The 15,323-nt window shown below is 46.7% G+C and carries 16 protein-coding genes; 3 read left to right on the forward strand and 13 right to left on the reverse strand.

The window, feature by feature from the left end:
• Positions 1 to 10: 10 nt before the first annotated feature.
• The 6 genes from NST22_RS16735 to NST22_RS16760 form a co-directional block, all read right to left on the reverse strand.
• Positions 11 to 949 (reverse strand): isochorismatase, encoded by a 939-nt coding sequence (locus NST22_RS16735; protein WP_003228749.1) that lies wholly within the window; start codon positions 947 to 949, stop codon positions 11 to 13.
• Between the two features lie 27 nt (positions 950 to 976).
• The gene (locus NST22_RS16740) at positions 977 to 2,596 is read right to left on the reverse strand and encodes a (2,3-dihydroxybenzoyl)adenylate synthase (protein WP_032730339.1); all 1,620 of its coding nucleotides are present in this window, start codon (positions 2,594 to 2,596) and stop codon (positions 977 to 979) included.
• Between the two features lie 28 nt (positions 2,597 to 2,624).
• On the reverse strand, positions 2,625 to 3,821 hold the full coding sequence (dhbC, locus tag NST22_RS16745; RefSeq protein WP_003243699.1) for an isochorismate synthase DhbC: 1,197 nt from the start codon (positions 3,819 to 3,821) through the stop codon (positions 2,625 to 2,627).
• Between the two features lie 25 nt (positions 3,822 to 3,846).
• Positions 3,847 to 4,632 carry a 2,3-dihydro-2,3-dihydroxybenzoate dehydrogenase gene (locus tag NST22_RS16750; RefSeq protein WP_003244476.1) on the reverse strand — a complete coding sequence of 262 codons (786 nt, stop codon included), beginning with the start codon at positions 4,630 to 4,632 and terminating at the stop codon, positions 3,847 to 3,849.
• A gap of 193 nt (positions 4,633 to 4,825) precedes the next feature.
• Complete coding sequence (gene besA, locus NST22_RS16755; RefSeq protein ID WP_003228740.1) at positions 4,826 to 5,695, reverse strand: ferri-bacillibactin esterase BesA; 870 nt, start codon at positions 5,693 to 5,695, stop codon at positions 4,826 to 4,828.
• Between the two features lie 213 nt (positions 5,696 to 5,908).
• Positions 5,909 to 6,505, reverse strand: a complete 597-nt coding sequence (locus NST22_RS16760; protein ID WP_003228739.1) for a sulfite oxidase-like oxidoreductase — start codon at positions 6,503 to 6,505, stop codon at positions 5,909 to 5,911.
• 100 nt (positions 6,506 to 6,605) lie between these two features.
• Here NST22_RS16760 and NST22_RS16765 point away from each other — a divergent pair, with 100 nt between their 5' ends.
• A complete protein-coding gene (locus NST22_RS16765; protein WP_003228737.1) occupies positions 6,606 to 7,208 on the forward strand; it encodes a BioY family transporter in 603 nt (200 codons plus the stop codon).
• A gap of 69 nt (positions 7,209 to 7,277) precedes the next feature.
• Here NST22_RS16765 and NST22_RS16770 read toward each other — a convergent pair whose 3' ends face one another.
• Positions 7,278 to 8,606, reverse strand: coding sequence for a Na+/H+ antiporter family protein (locus NST22_RS16770; protein ID WP_003228736.1), 1,329 nt, complete (start codon positions 8,604 to 8,606; stop codon positions 7,278 to 7,280).
• 146 nt (positions 8,607 to 8,752) lie between these two features.
• A complete protein-coding gene (locus NST22_RS16775; RefSeq protein WP_003228733.1) occupies positions 8,753 to 10,255 on the reverse strand; it encodes a leucyl aminopeptidase in 1,503 nt (500 codons plus the stop codon).
• A 157-nt stretch (positions 10,256 to 10,412) separates the two neighbouring features.
• Between NST22_RS16775 and NST22_RS16780 the strand changes: the two genes are divergently transcribed.
• A complete protein-coding gene (locus NST22_RS16780; RefSeq protein WP_003244337.1) occupies positions 10,413 to 10,889 on the forward strand; it encodes a divergent PAP2 family protein in 477 nt (158 codons plus the stop codon).
• A 30-nt stretch (positions 10,890 to 10,919) separates the two neighbouring features.
• Here NST22_RS16780 and spsC read toward each other — a convergent pair whose 3' ends face one another.
• From spsC to NST22_RS16800, 4 genes are all read right to left on the reverse strand, one after another.
• On the reverse strand, positions 10,920 to 11,576 hold the full coding sequence (gene spsC / locus NST22_RS16785; protein WP_009969090.1) for a stationary phase survival protein SpsC: 657 nt from the start codon (positions 11,574 to 11,576) through the stop codon (positions 10,920 to 10,922).
• Between the two features lie 103 nt (positions 11,577 to 11,679).
• Positions 11,680 to 12,000, reverse strand: a complete 321-nt coding sequence (locus tag NST22_RS16790; protein WP_003243877.1) for a YuiB family protein — start codon at positions 11,998 to 12,000, stop codon at positions 11,680 to 11,682.
• 53 nt (positions 12,001 to 12,053) lie between these two features.
• Positions 12,054 to 12,197 (reverse strand): YuiA family protein, encoded by a 144-nt coding sequence (locus tag NST22_RS16795; RefSeq protein WP_003243733.1) that lies wholly within the window; start codon positions 12,195 to 12,197, stop codon positions 12,054 to 12,056.
• 172 nt (positions 12,198 to 12,369) lie between these two features.
• Positions 12,370 to 13,590, reverse strand: a complete 1,221-nt coding sequence (locus NST22_RS16800) for an NAD(P)/FAD-dependent oxidoreductase (protein WP_010886605.1) — start codon at positions 13,588 to 13,590, stop codon at positions 12,370 to 12,372.
• Between the two features lie 331 nt (positions 13,591 to 13,921).
• On the opposite strand from NST22_RS16800, the gene yumC reads away from it, so the two are divergent.
• On the forward strand, positions 13,922 to 14,920 hold the full coding sequence (yumC, locus tag NST22_RS16805; protein WP_003220618.1) for a ferredoxin--NADP reductase 2: 999 nt from the start codon (positions 13,922 to 13,924) through the stop codon (positions 14,918 to 14,920).
• Positions 14,921 to 14,958: 38 nt separating this feature from the next.
• Here the strand turns inward: yumC and NST22_RS16810 are convergent, their stop codons facing one another.
• Positions 14,959 to 15,099, reverse strand: a complete 141-nt coding sequence (locus tag NST22_RS16810; protein ID WP_003228723.1) for a hypothetical protein — start codon at positions 15,097 to 15,099, stop codon at positions 14,959 to 14,961.
• Between the last annotated feature and the right edge of the window lie 224 nt (positions 15,100 to 15,323).

Consider the following 15,323-nt stretch of genomic DNA (forward strand, 5'->3'; position numbering starts at 1 on the left):
TACCCTCCTTTTATAAATAATCCGCGTTTGGCAGCACTTGCTGGCTGCGGGTTGTGAGCAATTTCTGCCATTCTTCGATCGTTGGGCGTTCAGCCAATTCCACGAAAGTCACCTCTGCCCCTTCACGGCGCCATTGTTCCACCAATGTCATGATCCTTACCGAATCAAGACCACGATCGAGCAAATCCTCTTGATCTGTGATGTCTTCCGGTGTTTCTTGTAGAAGCTCAGCAATTTGTTTACGGATATTCTCACATGTAAACACGTTCTTTTTGCCAGTGTTTGCTGACGTTTTTTGAACGTCTGCCGGCGCATTCTGCAGCTGATCAAGAAGACTGTCAGTCATCACGGTAAACGCACAGCGTCCAGCCGCATATTCCAGCGCCATTTGATGTTTTTCTAATGAAAAATCAGCAACTGCATCTCCCACAAAAAAGGCTTTAATATCCTCCATAAATGCTTCACATGCTGTAACAAGACAGCCGATATGGGCGTAAATTCCTGTAATGATCAGCTGATCGCGTCCCTCTTTGCGCATCATTTCAAGCAGATTCGTTCTCTTAAACGCGCTGTATCTCCATTTTGTCAGCACAAGATCATCATCCTCTGGTGCCAGCTCGGTTATAATTTTCTCCTCATAAGGACCGCTGTTTAATCCCGGGCCCCAAAAGTCTGTCAGCAGCGCACGGTCATCCGGATTTTGGCTTCCCGGCTGTGCGGTATAGACAACAGGAATCCCAAGCTGAACACATTGATTCTTCAGCTTTCGTATATTCGCTGAAAGCTCTGTTACCGGAGACGCTCCCGCTGTGAAAGCATCAACAAAATAGTTTTGCATATCGTGTATTAACAAGACAGCCCGATTCGGATCAGGCACCCATGATACTTTGTTTTGCGGCATATCAGATGCTGTCGGCATTTGATACGGCTGAATGGCAGGTATAGCCATATGAACACTTCCTCTCAAATTGTTGTTTTATTTTTTTAATCCTGCAAGAAGCTTCTCGGAAATGGCTTCACGGAGCGCTTTTTTGCTGACTTTTCCTACTCCTGTCTGCGGGAAGGATTCGACAAATTCAACTCGATCAGGGATTTTATATGCCGCCAGTCCGCGCTCTCTCAAAAATGCTTTAAGCTCTGCGGCTTTTGGGGCTTCATCCCGGGGAATAATGAACACACAAGATCTTTCGCCAAGAAATTGATCAGGCATGGAGACCATTGCCGCATCATGGACAGCCGGATGCGCCAGCAGATGATTTTCTACCTCTTCAGCCGCAACCTTTTCTCCTCCACGGTTAATTTGATCCTTCGCCCGGCCTTCAACGACAATATAGCCGTCTCGTGTCAGCCTGACGATATCACCCGTACGGTAAAAACCGTCCTCAGTAAATGAAGCGGCGTTATGCTCTTCTGCCTTATAGTAACCTCGAATTGTATACGGCCCCCGCGTCAGCAGATGGCCTGTTTCACCAGGTTTTACGTCGCGATCATGATCATCCCAAACACGCACTTCATCATATGGAGACATCGGTTTTCCTTGGGTGTTGACAATGATCTCCTCAGGATCATCCAATCTCGTATAATTGACGAGACCCTCTGCCATTCCGAACACCTGCTGCAGCGTGCAGCCGAAAACAGCTTTTACCCTGCGCGCGGCTTCAGCACTAAACTTGGCACCGCCGACCTGCAGCACTTGAAGGCTGGATAAATCATCACGGCGTGAGGATGCCGCATCCATCCATACCATCGCAAGAGGCGGAACAAGAGCGGTTATCGTGACCTTTTCCCGTTCAATTAAAGGAAATGCGTCATCTGGACTTGGAGAAGGAGATAATACCACTCTTCCTCCAGCGTATAATACGCCGAGAACGCCGGGTGAGCTCAGCGGATAATTGTGTGCCATCGGCAGCGCGGCCAAGTACACCGTGCTGTGGTCGAGCCAGCAGACCTCCACACTCCGCTTCAGGCTGTATATGTAGTCATCGTGGGTCCTCGGAATCAGTTTCGATAGCCCGGTGCTCCCGCCAGAAAGCTGGAGGAACGCCACATCCGATGATTTGACTTCAGGCAGTTTTACAGGTTCTGCATGCAAATCCTCCAGCGGTAAAAATTCCTCTGCCTCACCTGCGACAATGATGTTTTTCAAAGTCGGCAGCTTACTTTGAACCTGTCTGGCAAGCGTACGGTAGTCAAAACCGGAATAAGCGTCGGGAATGATATATGCAGCCGCTTCAGCAAACTCGCAAAAATATGTAATTTCACTGCTTCGATGAGAAGGCAGTGCGAAGACTGGAAGCGCCCCCAGACGGAAAAGCGCGAAAATGACTTCAAAAAACTCTTTGATATTTGGCAGCTGCACCACAACACGATCCATCTGTTGAATGCCGAGCTTTTGAAATCCGGCAGCCAGGCGATCAGCTCTTGTGTCAAGCTCTCGATAGCTCCAATGGGTGTTTCCGTATGTAATGGCAATGCGATCACCATATTTGGCTGCCCGGTCCCTTAACAAATCTCCAAACGTCTCACCGGCCCAGCAGCCGTTCTTTCGATAGGTCTCAGCTAACTCATCAGGCCAAGGCGTAAATCCTTTCAGCATGTTGTATCCCTCCAGCAATTCATTCTGTTCATATGTGATCCACGCCCATTGCCCGCAGCATTGTCCGAAACTTTGCGGACGTCTCCTGAAGCTCGTCCTCAGGCTTTGAACCGGCCACAACACCAGCTCCAGCATACAGGCGGAGTGAGCGTTCTTCTGCTTCTGCACAACGGATGGTCACGATCCATTCTCCGTCACCGGCATCGTCACACCATCCGACCATGCCGGTAAAGAAACCGCGGTCAAATGGTTCAATGCTGAGAATCGCTTCTCTTGCAAGATCAGTCGGTGTTCCGCAGACGGCTGGCGTCGGGTGGAGCGCCGCCGCCAATTCAAGTGCGGTTACAGACGGATCGGAAAGCTCTCCCTTAATCACGCTGGACAGGTGCCACATCGTTTCCGTTTTGATCAGTGAAGGCTTCTCCGGAACCTCCAGCGTCCGGCAGAAAGGTCTCAGCGCTGCCGCAACCGCGTCAGCGACAACCGCGTGCTCATGAAGATCCTTTGCGGAAGAAAGCAATTCAGCTGCCCGGCGCTGGTCTTCAACAGGATCATTACTGCGCGGCCTTGAGCCGGCTAATGGGTTGGAAACGACCTGTGTTCCCATCCTTGAAACGAGAAGCTCCGGACTTGCTCCGAGCAATGTTCGGCGGGGAGACGTTTCCTCCTGACTGGACACGTCTGCGGCAAACGTGTAGCCATGCGAGTTATGCTGAGCCAGATGGCGAAGCAATTCATCCGTCTGAATCGGTTCAGGCGATGTCAAATGCAGCGACCTGGACAGGACGATTTTGCTGAGTGTTCCATCGGCAATGCGTGCCAGCCCTTGTTCAACACCATTTTTATAATCCTCAGGTTCAGGAACAGGCTTTATGTGGTATGTATGCCCAGCCTGCTGTTCCTTTTCCTCATGATCAAATTGAAGCGGTCCTGACCAGCGCACTTCTTCAGGTACAACGAGCCGCGCTGCTTTTACTTGATCAAAAGGAACGGCCCCGACAACAAGCGGCCGGCTTTGCCCTGATTGTTTTGCCTGACGTAACGCCTCTGCAATTCGGCCAGAAAGGGTTTCCATTTGGTTTTGCCCGTCTGCCTCCGGTACAATTTCACATATGCCTTTCGCTAACAGTACACGATGAGGAGACGCTAAGAAAAAGGCGCCCGGCTGATATTCATGAAGCAAATGCTCCGCTTTTGTTTCTGTTATAACGTTTTGATCCAACATTCTCATGAACCTCCTTTAAATTCAGTTACACGCCTAAGGTCGCGCCGCCATCTACGCATAAATTATGCATCGTAATATGCCCTGCCTGGCCAGAAACCAAAAAGAGCACCGCATCCGCAATATCCGAAGGCTTGGCTAGTTTTTTGAGCGGGATCCCTGTTTTAAATGTCTCAAGTGATCCTTTTATGACTTGCTCCGCTCCATTCTCGTCGGCCCATAATGACCACTGCATGTCTGTTTCCGTTGATCCGGGAGATACAATGTTGCAGCGAATATTGTATTCTGCAAGCTCAAGGCCAAGGCATTTCGTAAACATCACAGCCGCAGCCTTTGAAGACGCATATGCCGCCATAGATGTTCTTGGTACACCGGCAGCATTCGATCCGACTGTTACAATCGAACCCGATCTTCGGTCCATCATATATTTGCTGACTGAACGCGAGGCGTTAAATACGCCAGTCGAATTCACTGAGAACGTCGCCTCCCATTCCTCATCGCTAAGCGAATGGATCAGTCCCGGGCGAAGGACACCCGCTACATTCACTAAAATATCAATCGGCCCCATTTCACGTTCGATGCGCGCCGTGATCTCGTCAATCGCCGCGCTGTCTCTCACATCCGCAGGAAAAGCTTCTGCATGGCGGCCTTCTGCTTTGAGGCTGCTCACAACCTTTTCCAGCTTTTCAGGATTATAATCAACTGCCGCAATATGTGCGCCTTGACTGGCAAGCGTCCGCGCAACAGCTTCGCCTATTCCTTGGGCAGCCCCTGTTATAAAAGCAATTTTTCCCTCTATACCCTTTGCATTCATATCATCAATTCCTTTCTTCGCTCTAAATGCCAAACAGACATCCAGCGAAAAAGACTGCTGCGCCTTGAAAAACGCAATCTATTGATAATGATTATCATTATCAATTATAAAAATAATCATATCCAAATGTCATGTGACAGTCAAATATAATTTCAGTGACAAATATTTTTTTAAAGGCAAGGCTGAGTATGTCTCAGCCCATTGATAGATGCGGTCCGTCAGGGTGAAGCGCAAAACGCAGCGCCCTGCTGACCAAAACAGGAAGAACTGAAATATGTCCTTCTCCTGAAAACTCGCAAAATTCTGCCCGTATACCTTGTTCAGATAAAACGGCCAGCCGCTCATAAAGCTCCCTTGCATTATCATTCATCCGGCTTTTATGATGCTGCTCTAATTCTCCTGCGGCAAGCAGGATATTGATAGGCTGATTGTTTTTCTTGGTGAGAGAGACGAAATGGTCCGTTTTCTTGAGAATAAACGGTTTATTCCAATGAATGGACGGACTTCCCGCGATATACGTTTGAAACGCATCGGGCTTTGTTAGCAGCACCTGCAGCACGAAAAGCCCTCCGAGCGAATGGCCAAAGATTGTTTGTCTTTTTTTATCAATCTGGTAATCTCGTTCTATCTCCGGTTTTAAATCCTCTTCAATAAATCTGAAAAAGCCCTCCGCTCCGCCATGCTCCGGCCATTCTCTGCCGTCGGGCCTTTCCGGCAGCTTCGATTGGGCTGTTGGCATTGTAAAATCCCGGTGGCGTGCTGAGGAGAACGGCTCCGCTGTCTCATAGCCAATGCCGACGATCACTGCAGGGATCACCCCGGTTTTTTCGGGTCGGCGTCCCTGTATTCGAACGGCTTCCGTCATCGTTCCGAAGACAGAATTGGCATCCAGCAGATAAATCACAGGATAACCAGCGGGTGGCGGCGGCGTACTAGGTTTCGAGATAAAAATGTGATAGGTACGGTTTTCATTGCGTGAAGACATCATACGCACTTCCGTACCAGGAATCGTAAATGCGTTTGATGTCCCGCCATTTGTCCGGTCTGTTGTTTGTTCTTTCATGCAGTACGACATTCCTCTCCTTAAACTAAACCGCAATGTATGATAATGATTTTCACTATCAACTAGACACCTCAAATAATAGGTTTTCTTCCAAAGAAAGTCAACTTTTTCCCGAATAAAAAAGGCACCTTGATCAAATAAGGTACCTGCAGACTATCAATATGGAAGTAAAAACCTAATAAAGATGCGTATTGTCCTATTTGAAATAGAACCTTAATCCCATGTAAACCTTTGATTTTGCCAAGGGTCGCCTCTCATGTGATAGCCATTCCGCTCCCAAAAGCCAGGGTGATTTTCTTTCGTAAATTGGATGCCGCGCAGCCACTTGGCGCTTTTCCAAAAATACAGATGCGGAAATACACCCCGCAGCGGAAAGCCGTGTTCAGGGGTTAAAGGTTCGCCATTATGCGCATAAGCCAGAAGGGAAGTTTCCGCTAAGAAATCATCAAGCGGCAGATTGGTCGTCCAGCCCTCTTCAGCATGTAAAATGACGTAGCCCGCTTCTTCTTTTACACCCGCTTTTTCCGCTATATCACAAGCCCGCACGCCTTGCCACACATTATCAAGCCTTGACCATCCCGTGACGCAATGAATGTCGTTTTTCGATTCATACCGTGGAAAGGCTTTGACATCTTCAAAGCTTAGCAGCATCGGATGGTCAACCAAACCGTATACTTGAAGATTCCATTTCGTCATATCTTCGTAATATGGGACATCTCCGGTATGAAGCACAGGAAATGAAGTGGTGACGTTTTGATTTGGCGGCACTCTTCCAGATTGATCGGACTGTCTTGTTTTTCCGAAATACATATGGGCCTCCTTTTTGTTAACCTAATTTAAAATCATGTTGACAATCTTTTTGTTCTTTATTACTCTATGATTGTGTATGTCAACCTAAGGGGGAACAACGATGAAACAACGTAAACTTCGTGCGGGAGATATGGCGCTGATTGGCATGTTCGCCGCACTTATGGCTGTCGGGGCCAACATTACATCAGTAGCACCCTTTTTACAAGTAGCCGGCATTCCGCTTTCGATGCAGCCGTTTTTCTGTCTCTTGGCAGCTTTGCTTCTTGGCAGCAAACGGGCAGCGATTGCCATGATTGTATATGCACTTGTGGGATTGGCCGGAGCGCCTGTGTTTGCTCAATTTTCAGCAGGCTTCGCACCGTTTGCAGGGAAAAGCGGCGGGTTTATTATCTCATACATTCCGGCAGCATTTGCAGCGGGATGGTTTTTAGAACGAAACATTCAGCCAAGTAAAATTCGATTTCTCATTGCTTCACTTATCGGAACGGCGATCATGTATCTCATCGGCACTACCTATATGTATCTTGCACTGAAGCTGTGGATTCATACGCCAGTGAGCTACGGCACGGCTTGGGGCTTTATGATTTGGTTTATGGTAAAAGATACAGCGCTGGCTGTGATACTGTCGTTTATCGCACCAGCAATCTACCGCTCTATTCATAAAGCAACCGGCTTTAACAGAAATCACATATCATCTACGTAAAAACCGTTCTATTGGACGGTTTTTTTATCATAACGAGAAAAGGCTCCCCAGTAAAGGGGAGCCTTTTTCCTATAAAACAAGCGCTGCAATCCAGCCAAAGATGACAAGCGGAATATTATAAAATATAAATGTCGGCACACAAGTATCCCAAATGTGGTGATGCTGGCCGTCCGCACTCAAACCTGAAGTCGGCCCAAGCGTACTGTCACTGGCAGGTGAACCGGCATCGCCAAGCGCAGCAGCAGCCCCGATAATCGCAATCGTTGCCATCGGGCTGAATCCAAGCTGCATGCATAGAGGCACGAAAATGGTTGTGATAACAGGAATGGTCGCAAAAGAAGATCCGATCCCCATTGTAATTAATAAGCCGACAATGAGCATCAGCAATGCGCCCAAGGACTGACTGTGTCCGATAAAACCAGCTGACGTTTTGACCAGTGACTCGACATCTCCGGTTTTCGTCAATACGTTTGAAAATCCGGCTGCAACAAGCATGACAAAGCCGATAAAGGCCATTAAAACCATTCCATCAGTAATCAGTGAGTCCGCTTCATCACGCTTCATCACACCGCTGACAAACAGAACAATCAGACCAGCGAGCGCCCCCATAATCATTCCTTCTACTCCCAAAGTCTGAGATAAGTAAAGCTGGACGCCGAGTGACACAACAATGGCTAGAACCGCGATACCAATACTTTTTCTCGTATATGGCGATGCTTCTGCACCTGAAATGTCTTTTGTTTCATATTGTTTCGGTTTACGGTATACGATCACTGATAAAATAAGGCCGACAACCATACCTGCAACTGGAATAATCAGTGCGTACGGAATATCAGCAAGCGGAACGTTTAACCCGGCATCCGCCATATTGTCCTTCAGCATGCCTTGGAAGATTTGGCCGAAACCGACCGGAAGCAAAATATAAGGAGCCGTTAAGCCAAATGTAATTACACACGCGATCAGACGGCGGTCCATTTCAAGTTCATTAAAGATTTTCAAAAGCGGCGGAATCAGCACCGGGATAAACGCGATGTGAACCGGAACGACGTTTTGCGAAAAACAAGATACAATTAAAATAATCAGCACAATCAGCACCTTAGACAGTGCTTTTTTTCGAGAATCTTCTTTATTTCCGATTAATTTAACGGAGGCTTCCACCATTGCGTCCGGAAGACCCGTTTTCGTCAAAGCGGCGGCAAACGCGCCAAGCATGGCATAGCTAACTGCAACGGTGGCATTTCCGCCGAGACCGTCTGTGAAAGCTTTAACCGTTTCGCCAAGACCGAGCCCGCCTGTTAACCCGCCGGCCAAGGCGCCTATAATTAATGCGATAACAATATTGACACGCAGCAGGCTTAATACAAGCATAAGCAGGACTGCGATGACGACTGCATTCATGATGATACCCCTCCAAAAATCCTTTAGTTTGCTAATGTAGTAGATAAATAAAGTACGAACGTATCGTATCATAACCGATCCACTTTAGTCAACTAAAGATTTCGGAAGAAAAAATCCCTGCCGCATCATACAGCAGGGATTTTTCATTACTCGTTTTTATCTTCTTCCAATGTAAATCGCTCCGCAAGTGTAGCCAGTGTTCTTGCCATAACGCCAGTAGCCCCGGCCGGTCCGAAGCAGGTTGCTTTATTGGCAGTCGCTGTGCCTGCAATATCAAGGTGAACCCAAGGTGTTGACTCAGCGAATTCACCAAGAAACGTTCCTGCCATAATCGCATGTCCCTCGCGTCCCGGTGAATTGCTGAGATCCGCCATTTGGCTGCTTTTCACGCGTTTTTTATCCTTCTCTGTTATCGGCAGCTGCCAGATCGCCTCGCCGCACTCTTGTGCAGCATCAGCTACCTGCTGGTAAAAGCTTTGATCATTTGTCATTGCACCGGTTGTTTCTGTTCCTAATGCCACAACGACGCCGCCGGTAAGCGTAGCTACATCGACAAGAACTGATGCGCCATGCTGTTTCGCGTATGTAATGCCATCTGCAAGCACTAGCCTTCCTTCAGCATCCGTATTAAGGATTTCTATTGTTTTTCCGCTTAAAGATACGATCACGTCATCCGGCTTCATGGCCCCGCCGGAGATCATATTATCGGTTGATGGAATAACGCACAGCACGTTTTGTTCAGGACGAAGCTCTCCGATCGTTTCCATAGCCCCGAGAACCGCAGCTGCTCCTCCCATATCTGATTTCATGCCAACAATTCCAGATTTCGTTTTAATGGAGTAGCCGCCTGTGTCAAAGGTAATTCCTTTCCCGACTAGTCCGACGACGTCTTCCCATTCCTTTTTGCCCTGATATTTCAACACAATCATTTTCGGCGGTTCGGTGGAGCCTTGGTTTACCGCAAGTATTCCGCCCATACCGAGCTCTTCCATCTCTGATTTCTCCAATATCTCACACTCAAAATCATATTTCGCCGCAAGCTCTTCAGCATACGAAGCGAGGTCAGTCGCTGTCAGCATGTTTCCCGGCATATTCACAAGCGTTCTAGCCGAATTTGTCCCTTGTCCGTATGCCTGGCCGACGCGAAGCCCTGCCTGCACTTCCTGTGTATCTTCATCTGTTACAACATACACGGCTTCAATTTGTTTGTCAGGCTCATTTGATTTATGCTTATAATCCTGCACCTCATAGGAAGCAAGCAGGCAGCTCTCAGCTAAAGCATGAGCGGCATCGGCTGGAGGCACGTCTTCCGAAATAAACGTATCAAGCAGAACAGCAGTTTCTTGTTTTCGATCTTTATGAATGGCTTGAAAAACATGAGCAAAACGTTCCTTCGCCTGTTCAAACGAATAATTTGCTTCTCTCCCCAGGCCAACGAAATAAATCCGTTTCATACCCGCAGAAGATGGAGGGAATACTTTTGATACTTGATTCGGTTTCGCAGAGACATCACCCTCTTTTAAAAGCTGTGTCAGATGGCCTTCGAGCATTTCATCAATTTCCAACGCTTTTCCTGTCAGCTGGCTTTTTTGAAAAAGCCCGACAACAAGGGTTTCTGTATGCTCTGATTGTTGAACCGCATAAAACATGAGGCTTACACTCCTAACGTAATGGGTATTTGTAATGAACAATGGTATAATAGGAAAAACATTCTTTCCACTATACTTATTTTAACAAACAACAGTCTAAGACTTGCTTTTTTCTTTTGAAACACGAAGGATTTTTCAAATAGAAAGGATGTCGCCGATGGAACTTTTAACGAATTTTCCTTTATTATCAAGCCTGGCCGCAATTATTTTTGCTCAGGTCATCAAAGTGCCCATACAGTTTATCGTGTCCAGAAAACTGGACTGGTCGCTGGTCACAAGCACAGGCGGCATGCCTAGCTCTCACTCCGCAGCGGTCACTGCGCTTTCTACAGGCGTAGCCTTGGAGCATGGATTAGACTCCTCACTCTTTGCGGTTTCCGCCATTTTCGCCGTCATAACCATGTTTGACGCAACTGGCGTCAGACGTCACGCCGGTGAGCAGGCAACAGTCATTAATAAGCTTGTTATTGATTTTAACCGTTTCGTAAATGAAGCGAAGGACTTCCCTAAGGCTGCAGAGAAAGAAAAGCAAAAAAAGCTGAAAGAGCTTCTCGGACATCAGCCGATCGAAGTCTTTTTCGGAGGATTAACAGGTATTTTACTGACATTGGTACTCGCTTACTTTTTCATGTAAAAAAAACGCTCCTGCTTTCGCTGGAGCGTTTTATTCTTTCACCGTTTTATATTGATTTCTGAACACTTGCAAAGATTTTGTTTCATTGAGCTTCTCAAGCTCATCCTCGGTAATCTTTCCCGTTCCCTTTTTAATCACATATACATCAAGGGTTTTTTTGCCCCATTCATTGTATACATCTTTGACTGTCTCAAAGTACAGATCAAGGCGGTTTCCCTTAATAGCTGATCCTGTGTCGGCCACAACTCCGAGACCGTAGTTCGGAATGAATAAAATTGTTCCGATCGGGAAAACGGACGGGTCAGCAGCAACCGTGGAATATAAATCCCGTTTCACTTTCACACCTGAATATGTAAGCCCGTATAATGGATCACCGGGATTTTTGCCCGTCGACTCAGCTCCTGCTGTGTAGCCTGTTGCTGTTACTCTTTGGACTGGATATTCATCCCAATCAAATGCCTCTTCTAACGGTTTTGTTTTATCCTCAGCCGCGGACGTGGTTTGTGTTTGTTTCTGCTGCAATGCTTTTAATCTCAGTCCTGCATGCTTCAAGTGCTTTTCCTGATGTTCCTGCACCCATTTTGACAAGTCCTTCGCTTCAATTCCTGACACTGATAAAAATGTCGTGCCAAATGCAAGCAGAAATAAACAGGTCATCAGCAAACGTCTGATCATATTCAACATCATTCACCTCTCCTCCGAATCATTGTTCCCAAGTGGAGAGAGCATTATTCAAAATGGTGAATGAGCTGAACGCATAAAAAAAGCTTTCTTTAGAAGAAAGCGGCATTTAAAACATTTGATATCCTCTTTTTCTAAGCATGTTGATCGCTATACCGGACACGATGGCGCCGGCCAAACCGCTGACTAAAATCAGCACATCAGCAGCCGCTAATGATAAGACACGATGAAACAGGCTGGCAAAGGATTCTCCCGGCGACTGGACATAGCTGATCAGCTTTTCTTTGCTGATAATGAAAAGGCATACAATTGGATAAATCACAGCCATAATCCAAGACATTCTCAGCAGCATGTTTAATAAGAAACCGATTCCAAAAAACAAGACAAAAAACAAAACAATTGAGATGATTACGACTGGCAGACTAATCAACCTATTCCACCCCCCTGCGTTGTTTTTAGTGTAACGCGGGGGCTGAAATAAAGTCAACGGCTGGAAAAAGAATGACTGTCTTTTCCTGTCCCCTGGCAAGACGGACAAGTCTCTGAACCGCCGAGAATCAATTGAAAATATCCTTTCCCTGAACAAAATGGGCATGCATGTGAAGCGGTTGTCGTTGCAGTTTTCATCTAATCATCACCCTTTTTCTTAATTTTCTGATAATATACCATATCAAGCTGTCAACAATAAAGTCAGATCATGTGACAAATCTTTTGATGTAAGCGGAAACATACTTGTTTTCCTCTCGTTCTCTTTTTATTTTGGCGTTTTTTAATAAAGAAAACCCGCTTCCGCGGGTTTTTAGAAAAACTTGAACTTGCCTTTTTTCAATGTCAGTCCGAGTCCGCCAATCATAAACAGTGAGCGGTTATCAATGACTTTTTTCATAAACGAAGCGGGCGTGCCTTTCAGCTTTCTGCCATAAACAACCCCAACCGCGTTATGCTCGCCAAGAGAAGCCACTGTTCCCTTAATGTCCGGCTTGAATTCCTCAAGCTCTCCGCCTTTAATAAGCCTGCCAAGGTTTTTAGCGACCGTTATGCCCTGCTGCATTGCAATTTGCGCAGTCGGCGGATACGGGCGCTCTGTATCTTCATTCATAAACAGCGAGCTGTCGCCGAGAATAAAGACATTGTCATGTCCCGGGGCGCGGAGATCAGGGTTGACTTTGACTCGGCCGCGCATATTCTCAAAACCGGCTTCCTCCACAATCGGATGGCCGCGGACACCTGCCGCCCATACAACGGTTTGCGATTTGATCTGCTCTGGTTCTTCATCTTTTTTGCCGACTCTGACTCCTTCTGGTGTACATTCTTGTACAGCCGTTCCGATCTTGAACTCAACTCCGTTTTCCTCAAGATAATGTACGGCGTAATCAACAAGTTCCGGATCAAAGCCCGGCAAAACGGTCGGCGCTGCTTCCACACAAATGATGCGGACAAGGCTTCTGTCAACGTCATATTCCTTACAGAGCTCCGGCACGCGAGCAGCCAGTTCGCCAAGAAATTCAATTCCCGTAAATCCGGCACCGCCAACAACGATCGTTAACCTGTCCGGCCGTTTTTCCGCTTCCGTATTGTAAGTCGCAAACTGCAGCTCAATATGTTCCCGCAGCAGGCGCGACGTGTTGATGTTGGCAATCGGAAACGCATATTCTTTTAAGCCTTTAATGCCGAACGTTTCAGGCACGGCGCCGAGCCCGATGACTAAATAATCGTACTGCAATTCTCCATTCGCAAGCACAACTTTTTTCTCATCAATTTTGATTGCCTTTACGGTATCCTGTACAAAATTCACCCGTGACTGGTTGATTACATCTTTTATCTGATAACGGCAGCGGTCATGATGGAGCGTACCCGCGCTCGCTTCATGCATCCATGTCGTTTCATAATGATAATTGTGTTTATTTACAAGCGTAATGTCAGCATCATTCGGCCCGACATACTTCGTCAGCCTTGTCACCGTCATCAATCCGCCATATCCTGCACCTAAAATCACGATTTTGGGCTTATTCAATGCCATCACATCCACCTTCTCTTTTTTTGCTTTTGTTAGACCCATAATAAAATCATCATTTGTGTTAGCTTCAGCTTATTGGCGGGATTTTATGAAATATATTGAAAAGTTTTTTGTGAAGTCCTTACCCGTAGCACTATTATCATGTTTATCCGGCTGGCCCAAGAAACATTCAGAAAAAGATCATTTCATTTGGTTATTATCGTAGCGGCCTGCGGAAATATTTTCAAGAACGGATGGGCACGTTAGATCCTTACGATTTTTTCTGCTGACTCGTCAATTTGAACGGCAATATGGTATAATTAATAACAATTTTCATTTAGGAGGCAATTTTCGTATGCGAGAGGATACAAAGGTTTATGATATTACAATTATAGGCGGGGGACCGGTCGGCTTATTCACCGCTTTTTACGGCGGGATGAGACAGGCAAGCGTCAAAATTATCGAAAGCCTGCCTCAGCTCGGCGGACAGCTTAGCGCCCTATACCCTGAGAAGTATATATATGATGTAGCGGGATTCCCGAAAATCCGCGCGCAAGAGCTTATCAATAACCTAAAAGAGCAAATGGCGAAATTCGACCAAACCATTTGTCTGGAGCAAGCGGTTGAATCTGTTGAGAAACAAGCGGACGGCGTGTTTAAGCTTGTAACAAATGAAGAAACCCACTACTCTAAAACGGTCATCATAACTGCAGGAAACGGCGCATTCAAACCGAGAAAGCTGGAACTTGAAAATGCCGAGCAGTATGAAGGCAAAAACCTCCATTACTTCGTTGATGATCTGCAAAAATTCGCCGGCAGACGCGTTGCGATCCTTGGCGGTGGAGATTCCGCGGTTGACTGGGCGCTTATGCTTGAGCCAATCGCAAAAGAAGTATCGATCATTCACCGCCGCGACAAGTTCCGAGCGCACGAGCACAGTGTGGAAAACCTTCATGCGTCGAAGGTTAATGTCCTGACACCATTCGTCCCTGCGGAGCTGATCGGCGAAGACAAAATCGAACAGCTAGTGCTTGAAGAAGTGAAAGGCGACCGCAAAGAGATTTTAGAAATTGATGACTTAATCGTCAACTACGGTTTCGTTTCATCTCTTGGACCGATCAAAAACTGGGGCCTGGACATCGAGAAAAATTCCATTGTCGTGAAATCAACAATGGAAACAAATATCGAAGGCTTCTTTGCAGCAGGTGACATTTGTACATACGAAGGAAAAGTCAACCTGATTGCCAGCGGCTTCGGCGAGGCACCGACAGCAGTGAACAACGCCAAGGCTTACATGGACCCGAAAGCCCGCGTACAGCCTCTTCACTCAACAAGTCTTTTTGAAAATAAATAATAAAAAAAGGAGCTTGTGTCTGCGACACAGCTCCTTTTTTATTTGAAGATATTTATATAATTCAATGCAGTTCCTACAACCAGCGCAATCACAAGGGCTGCGACTACCCAGATCATTGCCATAATAATGCGGTCCTGAATCTTTTGGGACTTCGGTGTTTTTTCTTCGTTTTGGGCCATCTTATTCGCTCCTTTCCCATGTCCATGCCATAAAGAAAGCCTGGTGCTGAACGACCAAGCTTTGCTGAACGTATATCATTCGCGTTTTGATCCGCTCTCTAAGACCATTCGTTAAAACTATGATACCTAAACTCACCCTGCATGACAAGCTTCGGCACTTGCACCACACCTGCCAGCAAATCATAATGTTTGACATCCTAAATAAAACAGAGTACATTATATAA

Source organism: Bacillus sp. PS237 (genome assembly GCF_037963345.1).
In the GTDB taxonomy this organism is placed as follows: Bacteria; Bacillota; Bacilli; order Bacillales; family Bacillaceae; genus Bacillus; species Bacillus subtilis.

Coding starts and splice junctions, on each gene's coding strand:
- NST22_RS16735 (WP_003228749.1), bottom strand. CDS start 949: ATGGCTATACCTGCCATTCAGCCGTATCAAATGCCGACAGCATCTGAT.
- NST22_RS16740 (WP_032730339.1), bottom strand. CDS start 2,596: ATGCTGAAAGGATTTACGCCTTGGCCTGATGAGTTAGCTGAGACCTAT.
- dhbC (WP_003243699.1), bottom strand. CDS start 3,821: ATGTTGGATCAAAACGTTATAACAGAAACAAAAGCGGAGCATTTGCTT.
- NST22_RS16750 (WP_003244476.1), bottom strand. CDS start 4,632: ATGAATGCAAAGGGTATAGAGGGAAAAATTGCTTTTATAACAGGGGCT.
- besA (WP_003228740.1), bottom strand. CDS start 5,695: ATGAAAGAACAAACAACAGACCGGACAAATGGCGGGACATCAAACGCA.
- NST22_RS16760 (WP_003228739.1), bottom strand. CDS start 6,505: ATGTATTTCGGAAAAACAAGACAGTCCGATCAATCTGGAAGAGTGCCG.
- NST22_RS16765 (WP_003228737.1), top strand. CDS start 6,606: ATGAAACAACGTAAACTTCGTGCGGGAGATATGGCGCTGATTGGCATG.
- NST22_RS16770 (WP_003228736.1), bottom strand. CDS start 8,606: ATGAATGCAGTCGTCATCGCAGTCCTGCTTATGCTTGTATTAAGCCTG.
- NST22_RS16775 (WP_003228733.1), bottom strand. CDS start 10,255: ATGTTTTATGCGGTTCAACAATCAGAGCATACAGAAACCCTTGTTGTC.
- NST22_RS16780 (WP_003244337.1), top strand. CDS start 10,413: ATGGAACTTTTAACGAATTTTCCTTTATTATCAAGCCTGGCCGCAATT.
- spsC (WP_009969090.1), bottom strand. CDS start 11,576: ATGATGTTGAATATGATCAGACGTTTGCTGATGACCTGTTTATTTCTG.
- NST22_RS16795 (WP_003243733.1), bottom strand. CDS start 12,197: ATGAAAACTGCAACGACAACCGCTTCACATGCATGCCCATTTTGTTCA.
- NST22_RS16800 (WP_010886605.1), bottom strand. CDS start 13,590: ATGGCATTGAATAAGCCCAAAATCGTGATTTTAGGTGCAGGATATGGC.
- yumC (WP_003220618.1), top strand. CDS start 13,922: ATGCGAGAGGATACAAAGGTTTATGATATTACAATTATAGGCGGGGGA.
- NST22_RS16810 (WP_003228723.1), bottom strand. CDS start 15,099: ATGGCCCAAAACGAAGAAAAAACACCGAAGTCCCAAAAGATTCAGGAC.